15 protein-coding genes are annotated in these 23,036 nt (G+C 57.1%); 9 read left to right on the top strand and 6 right to left on the bottom strand.

Annotation, left to right across the window (positions count from 1 at the left end):
- The 3 genes from mdtC to V6940_RS01480 are packed head-to-tail and all read right to left on the bottom strand — an operon-like array spanning position 1 to position 7,463.
- Entirely contained in the window at positions 1-3,078 is a 3,078-nt protein-coding gene (gene mdtC, locus V6940_RS01470; RefSeq protein WP_333494569.1) for a multidrug efflux RND transporter permease subunit MdtC, read from the bottom strand.
- Entirely contained in the window at positions 3,079-6,201 is a 3,123-nt protein-coding gene (locus V6940_RS01475) for an MdtB/MuxB family multidrug efflux RND transporter permease subunit (RefSeq protein ID WP_333494570.1), read from the bottom strand.
- Positions 6,201-7,463, bottom strand: a complete 1,263-nt coding sequence (locus tag V6940_RS01480; RefSeq protein ID WP_333494571.1) for an MdtA/MuxA family multidrug efflux RND transporter periplasmic adaptor subunit — start codon at positions 7,461-7,463, stop codon at positions 6,201-6,203. The genes V6940_RS01475 and V6940_RS01480 overlap by 1 nt, the downstream gene beginning before the upstream one ends.
- 253 nt (positions 7,464-7,716) lie before the next feature.
- On the opposite strand from V6940_RS01480, the gene V6940_RS01485 reads away from it, so the two are divergent.
- Positions 7,717-7,776, top strand: a complete 60-nt coding sequence (locus V6940_RS01485) for a type I toxin-antitoxin system Ibs family toxin (RefSeq protein ID WP_126440999.1) — start codon at positions 7,717-7,719, stop codon at positions 7,774-7,776.
- Positions 7,777-7,858: 82 nt separating this feature from the next.
- On the opposite strand, the gene yegD is transcribed toward V6940_RS01485, so the two are convergent.
- A complete protein-coding gene (gene yegD / locus V6940_RS01490; RefSeq protein ID WP_333494572.1) occupies positions 7,859-9,211 on the bottom strand; it encodes a molecular chaperone in 1,353 nt (450 codons plus the stop codon).
- 149 nt (positions 9,212-9,360) lie between these two features.
- On the opposite strand from yegD, the gene alkA reads away from it, so the two are divergent.
- Complete coding sequence (gene alkA / locus V6940_RS01495; protein ID WP_333494573.1) at positions 9,361-10,203, top strand: DNA-3-methyladenine glycosylase 2; 843 nt, start codon at positions 9,361-9,363, stop codon at positions 10,201-10,203.
- On the opposite strand, the gene V6940_RS01500 is transcribed toward alkA, so the two are convergent.
- On the bottom strand, positions 10,155-12,425 hold the full coding sequence (locus tag V6940_RS01500; protein ID WP_333494574.1) for a diguanylate cyclase domain-containing protein: 2,271 nt from the start codon (positions 12,423-12,425) through the stop codon (positions 10,155-10,157). The genes alkA and V6940_RS01500 overlap by 49 nt on opposite strands.
- A 352-nt stretch (positions 12,426-12,777) precedes the next feature.
- Between V6940_RS01500 and udk the strand changes: the two genes are divergently transcribed.
- From udk to asmA, 3 genes are all read left to right on the top strand, one after another.
- The gene (gene udk / locus V6940_RS01505; RefSeq protein ID WP_185666974.1) at positions 12,778-13,419 is read left to right on the top strand and encodes a uridine kinase; all 642 of its coding nucleotides are present in this window, start codon (positions 12,778-12,780) and stop codon (positions 13,417-13,419) included.
- 79 nt (positions 13,420-13,498) lie between these two features.
- Positions 13,499-14,080 (top strand): dCTP deaminase, encoded by a 582-nt coding sequence (gene dcd / locus V6940_RS01510; protein ID WP_185666975.1) that lies wholly within the window; start codon positions 13,499-13,501, stop codon positions 14,078-14,080.
- A 26-nt stretch (positions 14,081-14,106) separates the two neighbouring features.
- Positions 14,107-15,954 carry an outer membrane assembly protein AsmA gene (asmA, locus tag V6940_RS01515; protein WP_333494575.1) on the top strand — a complete coding sequence of 616 codons (1,848 nt, stop codon included), beginning with the start codon at positions 14,107-14,109 and terminating at the stop codon, positions 15,952-15,954.
- 120 nt (positions 15,955-16,074) lie between these two features.
- Here the strand turns inward: asmA and V6940_RS01520 are convergent, their stop codons facing one another.
- Positions 16,075-17,658 carry a TerC family protein gene (locus tag V6940_RS01520; RefSeq protein WP_333494576.1) on the bottom strand — a complete coding sequence of 528 codons (1,584 nt, stop codon included), beginning with the start codon at positions 17,656-17,658 and terminating at the stop codon, positions 16,075-16,077.
- A gap of 657 nt (positions 17,659-18,315) precedes the next feature.
- Between V6940_RS01520 and V6940_RS01525 the strand changes: the two genes are divergently transcribed.
- The 4 genes from V6940_RS01525 (at position 18,316) to wcaA (ending at position 23,035) form a co-directional block, all read left to right on the top strand.
- Positions 18,316-19,449, top strand: coding sequence for a polysaccharide export protein (locus V6940_RS01525; RefSeq protein ID WP_185666978.1), 1,134 nt, complete (start codon positions 18,316-18,318; stop codon positions 19,447-19,449).
- Between the two features lie 5 nt (positions 19,450-19,454).
- Positions 19,455-19,898, top strand: coding sequence for a low molecular weight protein-tyrosine-phosphatase Wzb (wzb, locus tag V6940_RS01530; protein ID WP_333494577.1), 444 nt, complete (start codon positions 19,455-19,457; stop codon positions 19,896-19,898).
- Between the two features lie 2 nt (positions 19,899-19,900).
- On the top strand, positions 19,901-22,063 hold the full coding sequence (gene wzc, locus V6940_RS01535) for a tyrosine-protein kinase Wzc (RefSeq protein ID WP_333494578.1): 2,163 nt from the start codon (positions 19,901-19,903) through the stop codon (positions 22,061-22,063).
- Positions 22,064-22,192: 129 nt separating this feature from the next.
- A complete protein-coding gene (wcaA, locus tag V6940_RS01540; protein ID WP_333494579.1) occupies positions 22,193-23,035 on the top strand; it encodes a colanic acid biosynthesis glycosyltransferase WcaA in 843 nt (280 codons plus the stop codon).
- Position 23,036: the final 1 nt, after the last annotated feature.

Here is a 23,036-nt window from a genome sequence, read left to right on the forward strand (position 1 = left end):
TTATTCAGTTACCGATTGTCGGGGTTGACGTGAAAAACGCAGACGCAGACGATCGAAGAACAGATAGACCACCGGGGTGGTGTAGAGGGTTAACAGCTGGCTCATCACCAGACCCCCTACAATGGTAATCCCCAGCGGTTGACGCAGTTCCGAGCCGTCGCCCCCGGAGAGAACCAGTGGTAAGGCACCAAAAAGCGCCGCCAGCGTGGTCATCATAATCGGACGAAAACGCAGCAGACAGGCCTGGAAAATCGCCTCTTCCGGGGCGAGGTTGCCGTTACGCTGCGCTTCAAGGGCGAAGTCGACCATCATGATGGCGTTTTTCTTCACAATGCCAATTAATAGCATGATCCCGATGAGGGCGATTAGGCTGAATGGGGCATCGAATAGCTCCAGCGCCAGCAGCGCCCCGACGCCCGCAGAGGGCAGCGTAGAGAGGATGGTCAGCGGGTGAACATAGCTCTCATACAGGATCCCCAGCACAATATAGACCGTAGCAATCGCGGCAATGATCAGGATCACCTGAGAGTTCATTGTCTGCTGGAATACCTGCGCGGTACCGGCGAATGAGCCGCGCACCGTGGACGGCACGCCAAGCTGGGTCATGGTCCGCGTGATGGCATCACTCGCTTCCGACAGTGATTTACCGGTTGGCAGGTTGAAGGAGATGGTCGATGCCGCCGACAGCCCCTGGTGGTTTACCGACAGCGGCGCGTTGGCTGGCTGCCATTTGGCGAAGTACGATAGCGGAATCGCCTTGCCTTCGCTGTTAATCACAAACATTTTGTCCAGCGCGCTGACGTCCTGGGTATAAACCGGGTCCACCTCCATCACCACCTTATACTGGTTCAGCGGTTGGTAGATGGTGGAGATTTGGCGCTGACCAAAGGCATTGTTCAGCAGGCTGTTCGCCGCTTCGACGCTGATCCCCAGCCGTGACATGGTTTCACGGTCATAGATAAGGTCCATTTCCGCGCCGTTATCCTGCTGGTCTGAGTTGACGTCGGCTAACTCCGGCAGCGCCGCCAGCGCTTTACGAATTTTCGGTTCCCATTCCCGCAGCGCGCTGAGGTCGTCGGAGAGCAGCGTGTACTGATAGCTGGCGTTGGCCTGACGGCCGCCGACGCGAATATCCTGTACCGCCATCAGGAACAGGTTAGCCCCTGGCTCTTTGGCTAGCTTTTTACGCAGCCGGTCGATAACCTGCTGCGCCGACTCATTGCGCACGTTGCGCGCTTTCAGGGTGATAAACATCATGCCGCTGTTAACCCGCGAGCCGCCGGTAAAGCCGGTGACGTTATCCACCGCCGGGTCTTCACGGATTATTTTCATAAAGTCCTGCAGCTTGCCGCGCATCGCCTGGAATGAGATGCTCTGGTCAGCCTGAATGCCGCCCATCAGCACCCCGGTATCCTGCTCCGGGAAGAAGGTTTTCGGCACCGTGATGTACAGCCAGATATTGAGCGCAATGGTGGCGAGGAACACCACGCCGACCAGCTTCGCATGCCCCAATACCCATTTCAGCGATTTACCGTAGCCCTGCTGCATGGCGACCAGCACGCGTCCAAATCCTTTGTTGCGGGTTGGCGAATGCCGACGGTTGGATTTCAGCATCCAGCCGCACATCATCGGCGTGAGAGTCAGCGAGACGGCGAGCGAAATACCGATAGCCACCGACAGCGTAACGGCAAACTCCCGCAGCAGCCTACCCGGTAAGCCGCCCATCAACAGCAGCGGCAGGAATACCGCCACCAGTGAAACGCTCATCGACAGAACGGTGAAGCCTACCTCGCGGCTACCCTGAAGCGCCGCCTGCATCGGTTTCATCCCGGCCTCAATATGGCGTGAAATATTCTCCAGCACCACGATGGCATCATCGACCACAAAGCCGGTGGCGATGGTCAGCGCCATCAGCGACAGGTTATTGAGGCTAAAGCCACACAGGTACATAGCCGCAAAGGTGCCAATCAGCGACACTGGCACCGCCACGGCAGGGATAAGCGTGGCGCGCCCGGAGCGCAGGAACAGGAAGACCACCAGAATCACCAGCGCGACGGAAATCACCAGCGTCTGCTCAACTTCCTCCAGCGAGGCGCGGATGGTGGGCGAGCGGTCCTGGGCAATTTGCAGATCAATCGCCGCAGGAATGGTCTGTTGCAGCTCCGGCAGTTCCGCACGGATGCGGTCCACCGTGTCGATAATATTGGCTTCCGGCAGCTTGCGGATCATCAGCAAAATCGCCGGTTTGGCGTTGGTCATCCCGGCGTTGCGGACGTCCTGTACCGAGTCGGTTACGGTGGCAACATCGCCAAGGCGCACCACACCACCGTTGTTGTAGTGAACGATCAGCGGCTGGTATTCCGCGGCTTTTTTCAGTTCATCGTTGGTCTGAAGCTGCCAGCGGTGGGTGGCGTCGTCAATCGCCCCCTGAGGTTTGCGCACGTTGGCGTTACTGATGGCGGTGCGCACGGCATCCAGCGACACGCCCTGGTTAAACAGTGCCTGTGGGTTGAGGTCAACGCGCACGGCGGGCAGGGAGCTGCCGCCGACGTCGACGTCACCCACGCCGTCAATCTGCGAAATGCTCTGCGCCAGCTGGGTAGAGGCGAAGTCGTACAGTTCACCCTGGGAATAGGTGTCAGAGGTCAGCGTCAGGATCATGACTGGCGCATCTGACGGGTTAGCTTTACGGTAGGTCGGGCGACTTGGCATACCGCTTGGCAGCAGGTTCTGTGCGGCGTTAATGGCCGCCTGCACGTCACGCGCCGCACCGTTGATATCACGGTCGAAGTTAAATTCGAGAATGATGCGCGTACTGCCGAGCGAGCTGCTTGAGGTCATCTCGTTGACCCCCGCAATACGTCCGAGCGAGCGTTCCAGCGGCGTTGCCACGGATGAGGCCATGGTCTCTGGAGATGCCCCCGGCAGCGAGGCGCTGATCATAATGACCGGGAAATCAACCTGCGGCAGCGGAGCGACCGGCAGCAGGCGAAATCCGAGGATCCCGCACAGCGTAATGGCCAGCGAAATAAGAATCGTCGCCACCGGACGGTAGATGAAGAGCGCAAAAAATTTCACTTACGCTTCCTCTTCACGGCGTGGGAACCGGCTTTTCAGGTACAGCGACAGTCGGTCGAACAGCAGATAGATAACCGGGGTGGTGAACAGCGTCAGCACCTGGCTTACCAGCAGGCCGCCGACCATGCCAATCCCCAGCGGGCGGCGTAGCTCCGCGCCGACGCCGGTACTCAACATTAGCGGCAGCGCCCCCAGCAGGGCTGCCAGCGTGGTCATCAGAATCGGGCGGAAACGCAGCAGGCAGGCCTGGTAAATCGCCTCACGCGGCGGCATGCCCTGTTCGCGCTCGGCAGCGAGCGCAAAGTCGATCATCATGATCGCGTTCTTCTTCACGATACCAATCAGCAGGATGATACCGATGATGGCGATGACATCCAGCTCATTACCGGCAATCATCAACGCCAGCAGCGCGCCAACGCCGGCGGTTGGCAACGTCGACAGAATGGTGATCGGGTGAATAAAGCTCTCATAGAGCACGCCGAGCACGATATACATCGCCACCACCGCCGCGACCACCAGCCAGATAGTACTGCTCAGCGCCGACTGGAAGGCGAGGGTGCTGCCCTGGAATTCGGTGCGAATATCTGACGGCAGGTTCAGCGTTTTTTCGGTATCCAGAATCGACTGCACCGCATCGCCGAGCGAGTATTTAGCCGGAACGTTGAACGAAATGGTGGTCACCGGGAACTGGTCGAGGTGGTTTATCGACAACGGCGCGAAACGTTGCTCAACTTTGGCAATCGCCGTTAACGGCACGATACCGCCGTCGCTGCTGGTCAGGCGAATGTTATCGAGCGCGGCTAGCCCCGGCGTTTCGCGGGTGTCGTGTTCCAGCACCACGCGATACTGGTTGGCCTGGGTGTAAATGGTGGAGATAAGACGCTGACCAAAGGCGTTGTACAGTGCGTTATCGACGTCCGCCATCGAAATGCCCAGGCGGCTAGCGCTATCGCGGTCGACGTTAACGTAGGCCACCAGCCCTTGATCCTGCCAGTCGCTGCTGACATCCGAGAGCTGCGGCAGCGCCTGAAGCTGTTCCATCAGCTGCGGCACCCACTGGCTTAACGCATCGAGCGAGTTGGCCTGCAGGGTGAACTGATACTGCGTGCGGCTCACGGTGGTATCAATGGTCAGATCCTGCGTCGGCTGCAGGTAAAGCTGGATGCCCGGAATACGGTCGGCCGACTGCTGCAGACGGCTGATAACCGCCTGCACGCGGTCGTCACGTTCGCTCAGTGGTTTGAGGTTAATCTGTAAACGGGCGCTGTTGAGCGCCGGGTTGGTGCCGTCCACGCCGACGAATGAGGTCAGACTTTCGACCGCAGGATCTTTCAGAATGGCATCAGCCACCGCCTGCTGGCGCTGCGCCATGCTGGCAAACGACACCGACTGCGGCGCCTGTAAGGTGCCCTGAATAATGCCGTTATCCTGAATCGGGAAGAAGCCTTTCGGAATGGTCACCCACAGAATCACCGACAGCGCCAGCGTACCGAGCGCCACGCTCAGGGTTAACCACGGATGGTTCAGCACGCGGGCCAGCAGGTGCCCGTAACCGGCAATCACCCGGTCAAAGAAACGCTCGCTAGCGCGGGAGAAACGGTTTTGTTTACGCAGCGATTCGTGGCTGAGCATGCGCGCGCACATCATTGGCGTCAGCGTCAACGACACCACCGCGGATATCAATATGGCCACCGCCAGGGTGACGGCAAACTCGCGGAACAGGCGGCCAACGATATCGCCCATAAACAGCAGCGGGATCAGCACCGCAATCAACGAGAAGGTCAGGGAAATAATGGTAAAGCCAATCTCGCCCGCGCCTTTCAGCGCCGCGGTCATCGGCTTCTCGCCTTTTTCGATATAGCGCGAGATGTTCTCAATCACCACGATAGCGTCATCAACCACGAAGCCGGTGGCGATGGTGAGCGCCATCAGCGTCAGGTTGTTAATCGAGAAATCAAGAAACACCATCACCGCGAACGTGCCCACCAGCGAGAGCGGGACGGCAACGCCGGGGATAATGGTCGCCGGAACGTTGCGCAGGAACAGATAGATGATCATCACCACCAGCGCAATCGCCAGCATCAGTTCGAACTGGGTGTCGGAGACCGAGGCGCGGATGTTGGTGGTACGGTCGGACAGCACCTCAACCTTGACCGATTTCGGCAGGCTTTCGGTGAGCTGTGGCAGCATCTGACGGATGCTGTCGGCCGTGGAGATGATGTTGGCGCCCGGCTGGCGCTGCACGTTCATCACGATGGCCTGCTTTTTATTGGCCCACGCGCCAAGCCAGGTGTTCTCCGCCCCTTGTTCCACGGTTGCCACGTCGCCTAAGCGAATCGGCGCACCGTTTTTGTAGGCGATAATCAGCGCCCGATATTCCTGCGCCGACTGCATCTGGTCGTTTGCCGAAAGCGTTACCGCGCGCGCTGGGCCGTCGAGGCTACCTTTCGCCGAGTTAACGTTGGCATTGGTAATAGCGGTACGAATATCTTCGCTGGTTAGCCCGAGCGCGGCAATGGCCTGAGCATTCAGCTTCACGCGCACGGCAGGGCGCTGACCGCCCGCCAGCGTCACCAGACCGACGCCGGAGACCTGCGAAATTTTCTGCGCAACGCGAGTCTCAACCATATCTTCCACTTCGGTCATCGGCGTGGCGGTTGAGGTCACGGCGAGGGTCATGATCGGCGGATCCGCCGGGTTGACCTTGCTGTAGACCGGCGGGTTAGGCAGGTCGCTTGGCAGCAGGTTGGTGGCGGCATTAATCGCGGCCTGCACTTCCTGCTCAGCAACGTCCAGCGGCAGCGTGAGCTGGAACTGGAGGGTGACGACCGACGCGCCGCCGGAGCTTTGTGATGACATCTGCTTGAGCCCGGACATCTGCCCGAACTGGCGTTCAAGCGGCGCGGTAATCGCCGACGTCACCACGTCCGGGCTGGCACCCGGATAGAGCGTGACCACCTGAATCGTTGGATAGTCCACCTCCGGCAGCGCGGAGACGGGCAGAAAACGGTAGCCGATGATCCCGGCCAGCAGAATCGCCACCATCAGCAGCGTGGTGGCGACAGGGCGCATAATAAACAGGCGGGACGGGCCGCCCGTGTTGCTCGGCGGTAAAACTTGCATCAGCCGCGCGCTCCTTTATGACCAGCGGCATGGCCTTCAGCCGCCGCCGGTTTTTCCGTTCCGGAGGTGGCGGCGTCGTGGGCGGTGACGACTTCCACTTTGGCCCCTTCGGTTAAGCGGTCGATACCGTCGGTCACCACGCGGTCACCTGCGGAGAGCCCGGCATCAATCACCACTTTCTGGCTATCCTGAATGCCCGGTATCACGGTGTGTTTGCTGACTTTGTTGTCGCTGTTCAGCACCCAGACAAAGTGACCGTCGTTGCCCATCTGCAGGGCGGCGGTAGGGATAACGACCGCGTTCTGCTGGGTATCGACCAGCATGCGCGCGTTAACGAACTGGTTCGGGAACAGCGCGTCGTCCTGGTTGTTAAAGCGCGCTTTGAGTTTGATGGTGCCGGTGGTGGCATCAGTCTGGTTATCGAGGCTCAGCAGCGTACCGGCGCTCAGCTTCTGCTTGTTGGTGCGGTCCCAGGCTTCAACCACCAGACTTTTGCCCGCTTTCTGTGCCGCAACCACGGTAGCAATATCATTTTCCGGCAGGGTGAAGACCAGGTCGATCGGGTGAGTTTGCGTCAACACCACGATACCGGTGGTATCACCGCTTGAGATCTGGTTGCCGATATCGACCTGTTTTAAGCCCACGCGGCCATCGATAGGCGCGGTGATGCGGCTCCAGTCGAGCTGTAACTGGGCGCTGGCAACGGCGGCTTCATCGGCTTTGATTGTCCCTTCGGATTCACTGACCAACGATTGCTGGGTATCCAGTTCCTGGCGAGAGATCAGGTTGGTTTTGACCAACTGCTGGTAGCGGGACAGATCACGACGTGCGTTGGCGAGCGTAGCTCTGTCTTTTGCCAGTTGCCCCTGCGCCTGGGCGAGGTCGACTTTGAACTGGCTTGGGTCAATTTCTGCCAGCAGGTCACCGGCTTTCACCTGCTGCCCTTCCTGGAAGTGAATCGCCATCAGTTGGCCGTCAACGCGGCTACGAACGGTGACGGTGTTGGCGGCGGTAATGGTACCCAGCCCGCTCAGATAGCGAGGTACCGCTTCGCTGGTGGCGGTGGCGGCCTGAACCGGCGCCAGCGTGCCGCCAAAGCGACCGCCGTGACGACCGCCAGCGGCAGGCGCGCCCGCCGGTTTCGCGGCGGTGGAGCCCGAGGTATCAGAATTGCTGCTGAAGTGCCAGATACCGAACGCGACTGCGATCGCCACCAGCACGGCCAGCGCAATGCGCCAGCGATAGTTATGAATGCCTTTCATTGTTATCCGTTTCTCGCCCTGAATCATTTCACGAAATGATACTAGTTTAGTTACGGAACGCTCAGAAAAAATGGAGGAAATATGAAAGACGGAAGGAATCGTCCGAATCCCGCGCGGCTTTACGAGTAGGCTCGCAAACTCTGGGGATGAAACTGCGTGGAATGCCGACGCGTGCTACCGTCTGCGGCGTTTAGCAGGGCGCTAAAACAGGAAAGCCCCTCCTGACGAAGGGGCCTTATATAAGGAAAGGGTTATGATGAAGCTAGTCATCATACTGGTGATACTCTTAGTGATTAGCTACCCAGCTTACTAAGACACCAGAGGGGGGAGAAATCCTCCCTTACCCTAACTCCTTTACGATAGGTCGAAAAAACAGCGAAGTCAACGACGATATATCAGGCGAAAACCACCTGCGCCCAGCGGGCCAGACCGGCGGTCACCGAGCCAAAATCGTCGCCGCCGGCAATCGGAATGCCGGGAAGCTGTTGGGCCAGCGCTTTCTTAATCAGCGGTGAGCGTGCACTGCCGCCGGTTAAGTAGATGACATCCGGCTTTTCGTTGCTGTTTTCCAGCGCCAGCTGCACCTGCTCAAGGATGCGCGTCAGCGGCTGATTCAGCGCCGCTTCCAGCCCATCCTGGCTGATGGCGGTAGCCAGTTCGTCGCTGATAAACGGCAGCGAGGTGTCAATCTGTGCGGCTTCGGACAGCGCGATTTTGCTCTCTTCGGCGCTGCGTACCAGACGGTAGCTCAGGCGCTGCTGCCAGACCTTATACAGCAAGGCGACTTTCTCGGCGTCGCGAGCATCGCGTGCCAGGTCGCGCAGCAGTCGGCCGTTGGCCGCGCTGTAGAAATCGGTTTGTGCCGGAACGTCGTTGATAGCCACCGCGTTCCACCACGGCAGAATCGGCAGGGCGATGCCTTTTTCGGTGTCGCCGCCCATGCCGAGCAGCGGCATCAGGCTCTTGAAGGCCAGCGCAATGTCCAGATCGTTACCGCCGACGCGGCAACCGCTGTGGCCAAGCAGGCTCTGTTCACGGTCGTGACGGGTGTGCCACTGCGGCCCCATCAGCAGCACCGAGCAGTCGGTGGTCCCGCCGCCGATATCGACGACTAGTACGCGTTTTTCTTCACTCAGCGTCGCTTCGAAATCGAGTCCCGCGGCAACCGGTTCATACTGGAACACCACCTCACGAAAGCCCGCGCGCTTTGCCGCACGTTCGAGGATGCCGACCGCCTGGGCGTTAGCGTCGTCGCCACCGAGGCCCTGGAAGTTAATCGGGCGGCCGATCACAGCCTGGTCGAGGTTATCCGTGAGCTGCGACTGCGCCTGCTGGCGAATATGCAGCATCATTGAGCAGACCAGGTCTTCGAACACGGCCACCTGCTGCGGCTTCAGGCCGCTGGCGCCAAGGAACGATTTCGGCGATTTAACAAAATAGACCTCTTCCGGGTCGGCGATGTATTGCTTGAGTGACGCGAGGCCAAACTGCACGCTATTGCTCAGCACATCGATATCTTCTTCGCGGTTGAAGTTCATCGCGCGACGCAGCAGCGCCTGCGCTTCATCGCCGGTGGCAGGCACCTGATGATGGCGATACAGCCACTCGCTTACCGCTTCGCGCGTTGGCGCCGCGAGCATTGAGGGCAGCAGCGTACTGCCGTTTTCCATCGTCAGCATGCGCGGTGCGCCATCCTGCATCACGGCGATAGAACAGTTCGCCGTCCCGTAGTCAAAACCAATAAACACGACAATTATCCCCATGCCAGTGAAGAAAGGGGGGCGACTTTAGCGGAATGTCGCGAAGGCGGCAACTGGAATATGAAAGCAAGGTCACTGACGTGATAACCCGCTATGCTATTACGTTCGGTTTATCGCTATGTGCTTAAGGAGCAATGATGTTTGAACTGCCGTGGTTACCGCCATACGACTGGCAATGGATGTTTGGCTTTTTGCAGGCGCGTGCCGTCAGCGGCATTGAACGTTTTGACGACGGTAGCTACACCCGCAGTTGGCGCTGTGGCGAACATCACGGGCTGATCACCATGACGCCGGACGCGGTGCACAATCGTCTTTGCATCACGCTCTCCGCCGGGCTTTTACCGGTTGCCGACCGGGCGCTGGCCGGTGTAGAAAAGCTGCTGGATCTGCGTTGCTGCCCGCAGCAGATTCAGCATGCGCTGGGAGACCTTGCCGCCGCCAGACCGGGGCTGCGCCTGCCGGGAGCGCTTGAGCCATTTGAACAGGGGATAAGGGCGATTCTCGGCCAGCTCGTGAGTGTGAAAATGGCCGCAAAGCTGACCGGCAGCGTGGTGGCACTCTATGGTGAGCCGCTGGACGAAGAGGAGGGATTTTTCCTGTTTCCTACCGCCGAGCGTCTGGCTGCGGGCGACCCGCTGGCGCTGAAAGCGCTGGGAATGCCGCTAAAGCGCGCGGAGGCGCTTATCTATTTCGCTCAGGCAACGGTCAACGGCGAGCTGCCGTCGATGCTACCTGCGGATGTTCCCCAGGCGCTAAAAACGCTACAGCAGTTTCCCGGCATTGGCCGCTGGACGGCAAACTACTTCGCGCTGCGCGCCTGGCAGGCGAAGGACATTTTTCTGCCGGATGATTATCTGATCAAACAGCGTTTCCCGGGAATGACGCCCGCGCAAATTCGCGTTTACGCCGAGCGCTGGCAGCCCTGGCGCTCCTACGCGTTATTGCATATCTGGCATACGGACGACTGGTCGCCGGCATGAATCACCGGCGTGTAGACCGTGACTCTACCGCGTCCGTTGTTTTTGGACTCGTAGCAGGCGGCATCGGCCTGTACCAGCAGTTCCGCCAGTTTAGCGTTGTGCTCATGTATCAGCGTTAACCCGGCGCTGGCGCCCACCCGGTGCAGGCGGCCTGCCCAGATAAATTCGTAGTGATTAATCGCCTCGACGACGCGCTCAGTGGCATTCAACGCCTGCTCGGTGGAGCAATGGCGCAGAATAAAGCCGAACTCATCGCCGCCGAGGCGCGCCAGAATATCGCTGGGGCGCAGCATTGAGCGCATCAACGAGGCGATTTCGTGCAGTAGCGCATCACCTGCCGCATGCCCCGCGCTGTCGTTGACCGCCTTAAAGAAATCAAGGTCGAGCATAATCAGCGCGTGCGACTGGTGGCTACCCGGCAGCGCTTTCAAGAGCCCTTTGAGCTGGCTTTCAAAGCTTGAGCGATTTGGCAGCCCGGTCAACGCATCGTGGGTCGCGCTGTAGCTAAGCTGGCGTAGCAGCTTGCGCGATTCGGTAACGTCCTGAATGACCAATACGAAGCCGATATGCTCCCCCTCAAGGGTTTTTAGCGGCGTCATGCTGTAGTGGATGTCAAAGCTGTCGCCATAACGGTTTTTCAAACTGTTGTCGTACTCGGCGTCGCTTTCGGGGCCCGCCTGCGCGCTGAGGGCCTCCAGTATCTCTCCACCTGGCCCCTCGGTAATACGTAACACGGTAAGCAATGGCTTGCCCTGCGCTTCTGACTGCTTCCAGCCGCACATTTTTTCAGCGACCGGATTCATGAAAATAATGTTTTGCTTATTGTCGGTGCTGATCACCGCATCATGAATGGAGTCGAGGGTGATATGCAGGCGCTCTTTTTCCTGGAATAGCGCCTCATTGGCCTGGGTTAGCTCCGCCATCAGCGCTTTATTCGCTTCGCGGCTTTTTTTCAGCGAGTTGATGTCTTCGACCTGCTTAATAAAATAGAGCGGCGTGCCGTCGTTATTGCGTACGACCGAGACGGCAAGGAGCGCCCAAACGACTTCTCCCTGCTTAGTGCAGTAGCGTTTCTCCAGCGAGTAGCTGTCAACTTCCCCGCGATTCAGCCGATCGAGTTGAGCCAGATCGGTGGCTAAATCTTCCGGCCAGGTCACCTGCTGGAAGGTCATTCGGTGAAGCTCGTCCTGGCTGTAGCCAAGGAAGGCGCTCAGCGCTTTGTTGACCTGCAGCCACTGCCCGTAAGTATCGACCAGCGCCATGCCGATGGCGGAATACTCCATCGCGTTACGGAACCGGGTTTCGCTCTCAGCAATATGTCGGCGTTCGTTATGCACAGCATACATGGCGATGCTCATCACACTGGTCGGTAGCAGCACCATCAGGAACGGCAGCCCCGGCATATTGTGCAGGCGATAGCTGTTGAGGGTGTTCTCAATCATGTGCTGAACCAGCGGGTGCAGTGAGGTCAGCATCAACACCACCATAATGGTCAGCAGGGAAATAATAAAGGCTTCTAAGCGCGGCAGGCGCACGGCGCTCCACATCAGCAGCACCATGATGAAGGTGAACGGCCACGGCAGATAGAGCATCGACGTTATGCTTAGCGTCAGGGTAAGCACGGCGGTCAGCAGCGTAGAGACCAGCAGCGCGGTATTCTGATAGCGCGTGACGAATCTCGCTTTCAGCAGCAGGCCAATCGGTAGCACTGCCAGCGCACCGGTGGCTTCGGCAAGCACCCAGACTATCAGCGTTTTCAGCGCATTCGCACCGGGAGAGAGGCTGGCGACCAGAATGCCGCCCAGCAACGCTGGCACCAGCGCGCAGGCGATTGCCATGCGGGTCCAGTCCACCAGGTTTTGCAACGGGTTATCGAGCACCAGCCAGCGGCGCAGCAGGAGTCCACCGACCAGCGCCTCCAGAATGTTAATCGCCGGGTAAGTGAGCGTCACCGCCGATGGGGAGTACAGACTTGTCGCGGCGATAATGCCCAGCGCGCCTGCCAGGCCAATACCGGGCCAGAGGCTGTGCCTAAAACGATAGAATCCCGCCATCATGACCGCCGTCGGGAACCAGACCGGCGAAAGGTCGCTTGGCTGATGCATCAGTGCGAAGGAGTAGAGCGTGAACAGGAACGTCAGGAACCCGAGGCCGAACAGGAGTTGCGCCGTACGAAACGGTGAGGTCAGGGAGATGGGGATGTACTGTTTTTCTTTCTTCATTACCACGATTATCCGGAACGACACACTCCGGCCTTGCTGACATTACCGCTGATTATGCACTAACTTACGTGCCTTTTATCAGATCGGTGACACTTATTGACAATAATCGGCAATTGATCACAAGTGTAATATTTACTTCGTGAATAACGACTTGCGACGGAATGCGCTTCGACAGCGTTTCACCGATTGTCGCCGCCGATCGATGCATACGACTGGTATCGTCGCTATGAAATCCCTATAATTGCCGCGTTTGGCGCTGGTACACCTGATTATTCAGAACTTCACCTCTTGAATAATATTGTCTGTCCGTGCCGTCCTTCCTATCATCCAGGTTAATCGGGTCGCAAAATTTATGACTGATAAGTCTCATCAGTGCGTCATTGTAGGCATCGCCGGCGCATCGGCTTCAGGTAAAAGTCTTATTGCTAGTACGCTGTATCGTGAATTACGCGAGCAGGTTGGTGATGAGCATATCGGTGTTATCCCTGAAGATAGCTATTACAAAGACCAAAGTCACCTGTCCATGGAAGATCGGGTAAAAACCAATTACGACCATCCTAACGCGATGGACCACAGTCTGCTGTTCCAGCATTTGCAGACCTTAAAGCGCGGCACCGCCATCGAACTGCCGGTTTACAGTTACGTCGAGCACACCCGTACTCAGGAAACGATCCACATCGAACCGAAAAAAGTGATCATCCTTGAAGGGATCCTGCTGCTGACGGATGCGCGCCTGCGTGAAGAGATGAATTTCTCTATCTTCGTTGATACCCCGCTGGATATTTGCCTGATGCGTCGTATCAAGCGTGACGTTAACGAGCGCGGACGTTCAATGGACTCCGTGATGGCTCAGTATCAGAAAACCGTGCGTCCAATGTTCCTGCAGTTTATCGAGCCGTCCAAGCAGTACGCCGACATCATCGTGCCGCGTGGGGGTAAAAACCGCATCGCTATCGACATTCTGAAAGCGAAAATTAGCCAGTTTTTTGAATAACTCACGCGAATTGTGTAACGTGCATTAATAGCCCTCAACCATGTCGGAAGAGGGCAGGTAGTACATAAAGGAGAGTGATATGCGTCTGTGCGACCGAGACATAGAAGCCTGGCTGGATGACGGCCGACTGTCGATTAACCCGCGTCCGCCGATTGAGCGTATCAACGGCGCGACGGTTGACGTGCGTTTAGGTAACAAATTTCGTACCTTCAGCGGTCATACGGCGGCCTATATTGATTTAAGCGGGCCGAAGGCGGAAGTCAGCGCGGCGCTGGATCGCGTCATGAGCGAAGAGATTGTGCTGCCTGAGGGCGATGCTTTCTATCTGCATCCGGGAGAACTGGCGCTGGCGGTGACGCTGGAGTCAGTGACGTTGCCGGCGGATCTGGTCGGCTGGCTCGACGGGCGCTCTTCACTGGCGCGTCTGGGGCTGATGGTACACGTGACCGCCCACCGTATCGATCCAGGCTGGTCCGGCTGTATCGTGCTGGAGTTCTACAATTCAGGCAAACTGCCGCTGGCGCTGCGTCCGGGGATGTTAATCGGCGCGCTGAGCTTTGAGCCACTGTCTGGCCCGGCCGATCGCCCGTACAACCGTCGCGAAGATGCGAAATATCGCGATCAGCAGGGTGCGGTCGCCAGTCGTATTGATAAAGACTGACCCGCCGCGAACCTGATGAGGGTGCCATGAGACGAATATTGACGACGCTGATGATCCTGCTGGTGGTGCTGGTCGCTGGACTGTCATCGCTGGTGCTGCTGGTGAATCCCAACGATTTCCGCAGCTATATGGTGAAACAGGTTGAAGCACGTAGCGGTTATCAGCTCCAGCTTGATGGCTCGTTGCGCTGGCACGTCTGGCCGCGCCTGAGCATCCTCGCAGGTCGTATGACCTTAACCGCGCCAGGGGCCAGTGCGCCGCTGGTGCGGGCGGACAATATGCGCCTTGATGTGGCACTGATGCCGCTGCTTTCGCATCAGCTTCAGGTGAAGCAGGTGATGCTCAAAGGCGCGGTGATTCAGCTGACGCCGCAAACCGAAGCTGAACGCGCGCAAAACGCCCCGGTGGCCCCAAAAGGCACATCGCTACCACAGGAACCGGGCAATAGCGGCTGGTCCTTTGATATTGCGGCACTGCAGGTGGTGGATAGCGTGCTGGTCTTCCAGCATGAAGATGACGAGCAGGTGACGGTGCGCGATATTCGTCTGCAGATGGAGCAGGATGCCAACCATCAGGCAGAAGTCGATTTCTCCGGTCGTCTTAACCGCGACCAGCGCGATTTAACCCTCAGTTTCTCCGCTCAGGTTCAGGCAGGAGACTACCCGCATCGCCTGGATGCGCAGCTGTCGCAGCTTAGCTGGCAGCTTCAGGGCGCAGACCTTCCCGCACAGGGCATCAGTGGTAACGGCAGCCTGAACGCCAGCTGGCAGGAAGAGGCGAAGAAGCTCAGCTTTAGCGCCCTGAACATGACCGCGAACGACAGTTCATTGACCGGCTCCGGCAGCGTAGTCCTCGGCGATTACCCGCTCTGGGCGCTGGATCTGCAGTCCGATAAGCTCAATCTTGATAACCTGCTGCTGCATTCGGATATTCTGCCGAGCGGCGGCGGTGACGTCCAAAAAGCGCAGGCGACGCCAAAACAGCCGCGTCCGATTATTGCCAATGGTGTAAAGGTGGTGCCGTACAGCGGGCTGAACAGCTTTGACGGCACGCTGGCGATGACGGCAAAGCAGGTGATTTGGCGTGAGATGCCGTTTACTGACGTGCGGATTCAGGCTGATAACCAGCGCGGTTTGCTGCACATCGCCCAACTGGAAGGAAAACTCGACGGTGGGATGCTCTCGTTGCCGGGGACGATAGACGCTCGTAACGGTGCACCGCAAGCTGAGTTCCAGCCGAAGATCGATAACATCGAGATAGGCAGTCTGCTGAAAGCCTTTAACTACCCGATAGACATGGCCGGAAAAATGTCGCTGGCGGGAGATTTCTCCGGCTCGGTGGTGGATGCCAACCATTTCCGTCGCGACTGGCAGGGGCAAGCATCCATTGAGATGAAGGATACCCGTACCGAGGGACTCAACTTCCAGCAACTGGTGCAGCAGGCGGTTGAACGCAGCTCCGACGTACGTGCTCAGGAAAATAACGACAGCGCGACGCGCCTCGATAAGCTCACCGCCGATATCGATCTTGACAGCGGCATCCTGACCCTCGACAACATGAACGGCTCGTCATCGCTGATGTCATTAACCGGCAAAGGCGCGCTGGATCTGGTGAAAGAAGAGGGTGATATGCAGTTCGCTATTCAGGTGACCGATGGATGGCAGGGCCAGGGCAAGCTGGTGGATATGCTTAAGCGCACTGCGATTCCACTGCGGGTTTACGGCAAATGGTCAGAGCTGAATTACAGTCTGCAGGTTGATCAGATCCTGCGTCGTCAGTTGCAAAACGAAGCGAAGCGTCGGCTGAATGATTGGGCCGAGCGCAATAAAAACACCCAGTCCGGCAAAGACGTGCAGAAGTTGTTGAATAAGTAGGCCGGATAAGGCGATAGCCGCCATCCGGCAATGTGTGCAGGTCTGTCTTATTGGGCCTGTAATACAAAACCCGGCGGCGTTTCGCTTGGCCGGGCTACAACTTGTGCACTCAGTTCCTTACTACACTTCGTAATCCCACTCATCATCCTTCGGCGGCGGGATAATCTGCACTTTTTGTACCCGGTGGCTCTCAACCTGCAGGGTCTTGAGCGTCCACGGGCCAATCTGCACTTCCTCACCGGCTTTCGGAATACGCTGCAGGTGCTCCATCAGCAGACCGGCGATGGTGTGATACTCGCGCTTCTCGTCCAGCGGCAGCGGAATGTACTGCACTAAATCTTCCAGCGGCATATGCCCGTTAGCGGTCCAGGTACCGTCGGCATTTTTCTGAATGTCGTGGCGGGCATCAATCTCTTCCGCTTCGTTAGGCAGGTTGCCGGCGATGGTTTCCGTGACGTCACTGAGCGTCACAATCCCCTCAACCGAACCAAATTCATCCACCACAAAGGCGAAGTGGGTACGGGCGTTACGGAACTGCTCCAGCGCTGACAGCAGCGGCAGCGCTTCCGGGAACACCAGCGGCTGGCGGATTAAGACACGTAGATCCAGTGGCTCGCCGCGTAGCGATTGTTGCAGTAGGTCGATGACGTGGACTACGCCGAGTAAATCTTCTTCATCATCGCCGCCGGTAACCACCAGACGGGTGTGCTGGTTTTTCTCCAGCAGCGCGCGCACTTCGCTTTCCGGCGCGCTCAGGTCGATGTGCTCAATATCATGACGCGAGGTCATGATGCTGCTCACGGTACGCTGGTTGAGGTTCAGCACGCGCTCAATCATCCGCCGCTCCTGCGGATCGAAGATCTGCTGATCGCTCTGGTCTACCAACAGCGAGGCGGTACCCGCATCAAGCTCGGCATCCTCCTTTTGACCGCTCAGCAGACGCATTACCGCTTCGGTGGTGCGGCTACGCAGCGATTGGTTGGCGGTAAGGAAGCGGCGACGGTTAAAGATAGCCAGCTGGTTTAAGAACTCGATCATCACCGAGAAACCGATGGCGGCGTACAGATAGCCTTTTGGTATGACGAGGCCGAAACCTTCCGCCACCAGACTAAAGCCAATCATCAGCAGGAAGCTCAGACACAGTATAACAATCGTCGGGTGGCTATTCACAAAGCGGGTCAGCGCCCGGCTGGCCATCAGCATCAGGCTGATAGCAATAATGACCGCTGCCATCATTACCGCCAGGTGGTCGACCATGCCGACGGCGGTGATCACCGAGTCAAGGGAGAAGACCGCATCCAGCACCACGATTTGCGCGACAACGCCCCAGAAACGCGCGCCGCGGCGCTGCGTTGGGTTATCGCTATCTTTCCCCTCCAGCCGCTCGTTAAGCTCTACCGTGGCTTTAAACAGTAAGAAGAAGCCACCGACCAGCATAATCAAGTCGCGGGCGCTAAAGGTGAAGTCGCGGACGCTGAACAGCGGTTTGGTTAACGTGACCAGCCACGAGATAGAGGCCAGCAGCAGCAGACGCATCAGCATCGCCAGAATCAGCCCGGTGACGCGCGCGCGGTCGCGTTGGGCTGGCGGCAGTTTTTCGGCGAGGATGGCGATAAACACCAGATTATCAATTCCGAGAACCAGCTCGATGACGACCAGCGTCACGAGTCCCGCCCAAATAGACGGATCGGCAATCCATTCCATACGTTGGTTAAAACCTTATGTTATATGACGAATTGATCATGGATAAAGCGACGGCAAATTGCAACGTCTGGCTGCGATTTCTCGCGGCAAAAAATCAATGTACAACAGGAAATAATAGCGAAAAATGCCCCTGTATTTATTATTGAAGATATATTTTCCGATGATGCATAATTTAATCTGTCAACATAAAGAAAATCCTAAAAAGTCATACGGTATTGATCTTAATCTTATTCTTAAAATTATTTTTTAAGCGGGGCTAACCTTGCCTGCTATTCGCTTAGCTGCAACAATTCTCCCGGTACTGAATGGAATAGCTATTGATGTACGTCATGAAATAGTCATGCGGGAATGAAAGTCTCTGCATTATATATCCAGGAATATTCTCCATTCTTATTTTTAGTGTGGTTAGATTCCATATAACAACATGATTTTTAGGTGAATTGGTAGCTATGAGCCAAGGGCGGTAGCGTGCCCGAAGGCGTGAAGCGAAGCCTCGATTATTCTGTCAATAGCCTGCGGATGAATCCAAACTTTTTTCGGATATATGCCAGTTATATTCACCAGTAATTAAATGCATGGTGGATGTAAGGGTAATCAAATGGTACGGATTAATTTAATTCGCACAGGATAATTTTCTGCCAAAGTGATAAATAATCAATGATGAAATCCAAACTAAAATTGATGCCATTATTGGTGTCGGTAACCTTGATGAGTGGTTGCACCATACTTCCCGGCAGCAATATGTCTACCTACGGAAAAGATGTGATTAAGCAGCAGGATGCTGATTATGACATTGGCCGAATGGTGAATGTTTATCCGCTGACCCCGCGACTGATTGAGCAATTACGCCCGCGTCCTAACGTCGCGCAGCCCAACATGTCGCTGGATCAGGAGTTAAGCAATTACCAGTACCGCGTGGGGTCGGGCGATGTGCTGAACGTCACCGTCTGGGACCACCCGGAATTGACGACTCCGGCGGGGCAGTATCGTAGTTCGAGCGACACCGGCAACTGGGTTCAGCCTGATGGCACCATCTTCTATCCCTACATCGGTAAAGTGCAGGTTAAAGGGCGCACGCTGGCGGAAATCCGCCAGACTATCACCCAGCGTCTGGCGGCCTATATCACTGACCCGCAGGTTGACGTCAACGTCGCCGCCTTCCGCTCGCAGAAAGTCTACGTCTCCGGTCAGGTAAACAAATCCGGTCAGCAGGCCATTACCAACGTGCCGTTAACCGTGCTGGATGCGATTAATGCTGCCGGCGGGCTGGGTGAACTGGCGGACTGGCGCAACGTGGTGCTGACGCACGATGGGCGTGAGCAGCGTATCTCCGTGCAGGCGCTGATGCAGAACGGTGACCTGAGCCAGAACCGACTGCTTTATCCAGGCGATATTCTGTTCGTACCGCGCAACGACGATCTGAAAGTGTTCGTGATGGGCGAAGTGAAGAAACAGAGCACGCTCAAAATGGACTTCAGCGGCATGACGCTGACCGAGGCGCTCGGCCAGGCGGAAGGTATCGACCTGACGACCTCGGACGCCAGCGGCATCTTCGTGATTCGCCCAACCAAAGAGGGCAACAACGGCAAGATGGCCAACGTCTACCAGCTGGATATGTCCGATGCGACCTCGCTGGTGATGGCAACCAACTTTGTCCTGCAGCCTTACGACGTGGTTTACGTGACTACCGCACCGGTTGCCCGTTGGAACCGTCTGATCAACCAACTGTTGCCGACCATCAGTGGCGTTCGCTACATGACCGACACGGCAAAAGACATTCACACCTGGTAACCGTCATGTTTAACAAAATTCTTGTGGTATGCGTGGGGAACATCTGCCGTTCCCCTACGGCAGAGCGTCTGTTACGCCGTCATCTTCCGGCGATCACCGTTGACTCGGCGGGGCTGGGAGCGCTGGTGGGAAAAACGGCGGATGAACGCGCCGTTAGCGTTGCGGCAGTGCATGACATTTCGCTTGAGGGGCACTGCGCGCGGCAAATATCCGGGCGCATGTGCCGGGAGTACGACCTGATTCTGGCGATGGAGAGACGGCACGTTGCCACCCTGCATGAAATGGCGCCTGAGATGCGCGGCAAGGTGATGCTGTTTGGCCATTGGGATAACGAGCGTGAGATCCCCGATCCGTATCGCAAAAGCCGTGAGGCGTTTGAAGCGGTGTACCAGTTACTCGACAGGTCTGCCAGCCAGTGGGCGCAGGCATTGAAAGCGCAGCAGGGATAACCATGACTGATAAAGTAAAACAGATAAGCCCGGCGGCCTCGGGCGGCGATGAGATTGATATTGGCCGCCTGGTGGGAACCGTTATTGAAGCGAAATGGTGGGTAGCTGGCATTACGGCGCTGTTCGCCGCCGCCGCGATTGTCTACGCCATCTTCGCCACGCCTATCTACAGCGCCGATGCGCTGGTGCGTATTGAGCAGAATCAGGGAAGCGCGTTGGTGCAGGATATCAGCAACGCCTTAACCAGCAAGCCACCGGCCTCCGAGGCGGAGATCCAGATGATCACCTCGCGTCTGGTGCTGGGCAAAACCGTTGACGATCTGGACCTCGATATTGCGGTCAGCAAAAACACCTTCCCTGTCCTGGGCGCAGGGTGGGATCGCCTGATGGGGCGTCAGAACCAGACCGTCAAAGTCACCACCTTCGAACGTCCGGCCGCAATGGCGGACAGCACCTTCACGCTGGATGTGCTGAGTCCAACCACCTTCCGTTTTAGCAACGATAATGGTTTCAGCGTTGATGGCAAAGTGGGTGAGCCTGTCAACAAAGGCGGCGTGTCGCTAATGGTTGCCGGGATTGCCGCCGATGAAGGGGCTAGCTTTACGGTCACCAAATACTCGACGCTGGGGATGATCAATACCCTGCAAAACAGCCTGAGCGTCACCGAAGACGGCAAAGACTCCGGCGTGCTGACGCTGACCATGGTCGGAGAAGATAAAGATCAGATTCGCGAGATCCTCAACAGCATTGCCCGCAACTATGTGGCGCAGAACGTGGCGCGCAAATCGGAAGAGGCGGCAAAGAGTCTGGAGTTCCTCGAAGTGCAGCTGCCGCAGGTGCGCAGCCAGCTTGATATCGCCGAAAACAAACTCAACGCCTATCGTCAGCAGAAAGACTCCGTCGACCTGCCGCTGGAGGCCAAGTCGGTGCTCGACTCAATGGTGAACATCGATGCTCAGCTTAACGAACTGACTTTCCGTGAGGCGGAAATTTCCAAGCTCTACACCAAAATCCACCCGGCGTACCGCACGCTGCTGGAAAAACGTCGGGCGCTGGAAGAAGAGAAAGCGAAGCTCAGTCAGCGCGTGACCGCGATGCCGAAAACCCAGCAGGAGATCGTGCGTTTGACCCGTGACGTGGAGTCCGGTCAGCAGGTCTATATGCAGCTGCTGAACAAACAGCAGGAGCTGAAAATCACCAAAGCCAGCACCGTAGGCGACGTGCGTATTGTCGACCCGGCGATTACCCAGCCGGGCGTGGTGAAGCCGAAGAAAGCGCTGATTGTGCTGGGCAGCATCATTCTCGGTCTGATGCTGTCGATTGTTGGCGTGCTGCTGCGCTCACTGTTTAACCGCGGTATCGAAAGCCCGCAGGTGCTGGAAGAGCACGGTATTAACGTGTACGCCAGCATCCCGCTCTCTGAATGGCAAAAATCCCGGGATAGCGTGAAGAGCGTCAACGGCGTGAAACGCTACAAGCAGAGCCAGCTGCTGGCGGTTGGTAACCCGACCGATCTCGCCATTGAAGCCATTCGCAGCCTACGCACCAGCCTGCACTTCGCCATGATGCAGGCGCAAAACAACGTGCTGATGATGACCGGGGTCAGCCCCTCAATCGGTAAGACCTTCGTCTGCGCTAACCTCGCGGCGGTGATTAGCCAGACCAACAAACGGGTGCTGATGATCGACTGCGATATGCGTAAGGGCTATTCGCACGAGCTGCTTGGCACCACCAACGACAACGGCTTGTCGGACGTGCTGGTGGGCAAAACAGCGATTGAGCACTGCGCGAAGAAAACCTCGGTTGCCAACTTCGACCTCGTCCCGCGCGGACAGATCCCACCGAACCCGTCAGAACTGCTGATGGGGGAGCGTTTTAGCGAACTGCTGAAATGGGGTAGCGCGAACTACGACCTGGTGCTGATAGATACCCCACCAATTCTCGCCGTCACCGATGCTGCGATTGTGGGCCGTCATGCGGGCACCACGCTGATGGTGACGCGCTACGCGGTCAATACGCTCAAAGAAGTGGAGACCAGTCTGAGCCGCTTTGAGCAGAACGGCATCGCGGTGAAAGGGGTGATTCTCAACTCTATCTTCCGCCGTGCCACCGGTTATCAGGATTACGGCTACTACGAGTACGAGTATCAGTCGGATTCGAAATAGCATTTTCCCCCTCATCCTAACCCTCTCCCCATAGGGGAGAGGGGATCGTCCGGTTTTCTCCCTCGCCCCTTTGGGGAGAGGGCTGGGGTGAGGGGAATAACCGCTTAATTGCCTATTCAGGGATATCTCATGACAGCAGACTACCCGTTGATCTCCATCTATATGCCGACCTGGAACCGACAGCAGCTGGCGATTCGCGCCATCAAGTCGGTTCTGCGCCAGGACTATCCCCATTGGGAAATGATTATCGTCGATGACTGTTCCAGCAGCTTCGAGCAGCTCCAGCAGTACATTGCCGAGCTGAACGATAGCCGCGTGCAGTACACCCACAACGATTTTAATTCCGGCGCCTGCGCGGTGCGCAACCAGGCAATTTTACAGGCCAAAGGCCAGTTTATTACCGGCATTGACGACGACGATGAGTGGACACCAACCCGGCTCTCGACCTTTCTGGCGGACCAACAGCAGCTCACCAACCATGCGTTTCTCTACGCCAACGACTACGTCTGCGAAGGGGAGGTCTATTCGCAGCCGGCAAGCCTGCCGCTGTACCCGAAATCACCGTTCTCTCGTGAGCTGTTCTATAAGCGCAACATCATTGGCAACCAGGTATTTAGCTGGGCGTGGCGCTTTAAAGAGTGTCTGTTCGATACCGAACTGAAAGCGGCACAGGACTACGACATCTTTCTGCGAATGGTGATGGCCTACGGCGAACCGTGGAAAATTGAGGCGGCGACGCAAATCCTGCACATCAACCACGGGGAGATGCAGATAACCTCCTCGCCGAAAAAATTCTCCGGCTACTTCAGCTTCTATCGCAAGCATAAAGAGAAGTTTGACCGTGCCAGTAAGAAGTACCAACTGTTCACCCTGTACCAGATTCGCAATAAGCGAATGACCTGGAGGACGTTTCTGACGCTGCTGTCGGTGCGTAACGGCAAGCGCTGGGTTGATGGATTACGGAGTAAATAAT

Origin of the sequence: Kluyvera sp. CHPC 1.251 (genome assembly GCF_036759945.1) — a bacterium.
Classification (GTDB): Bacteria; Pseudomonadota; Gammaproteobacteria; order Enterobacterales; family Enterobacteriaceae; genus Kluyvera; species Kluyvera sichuanensis.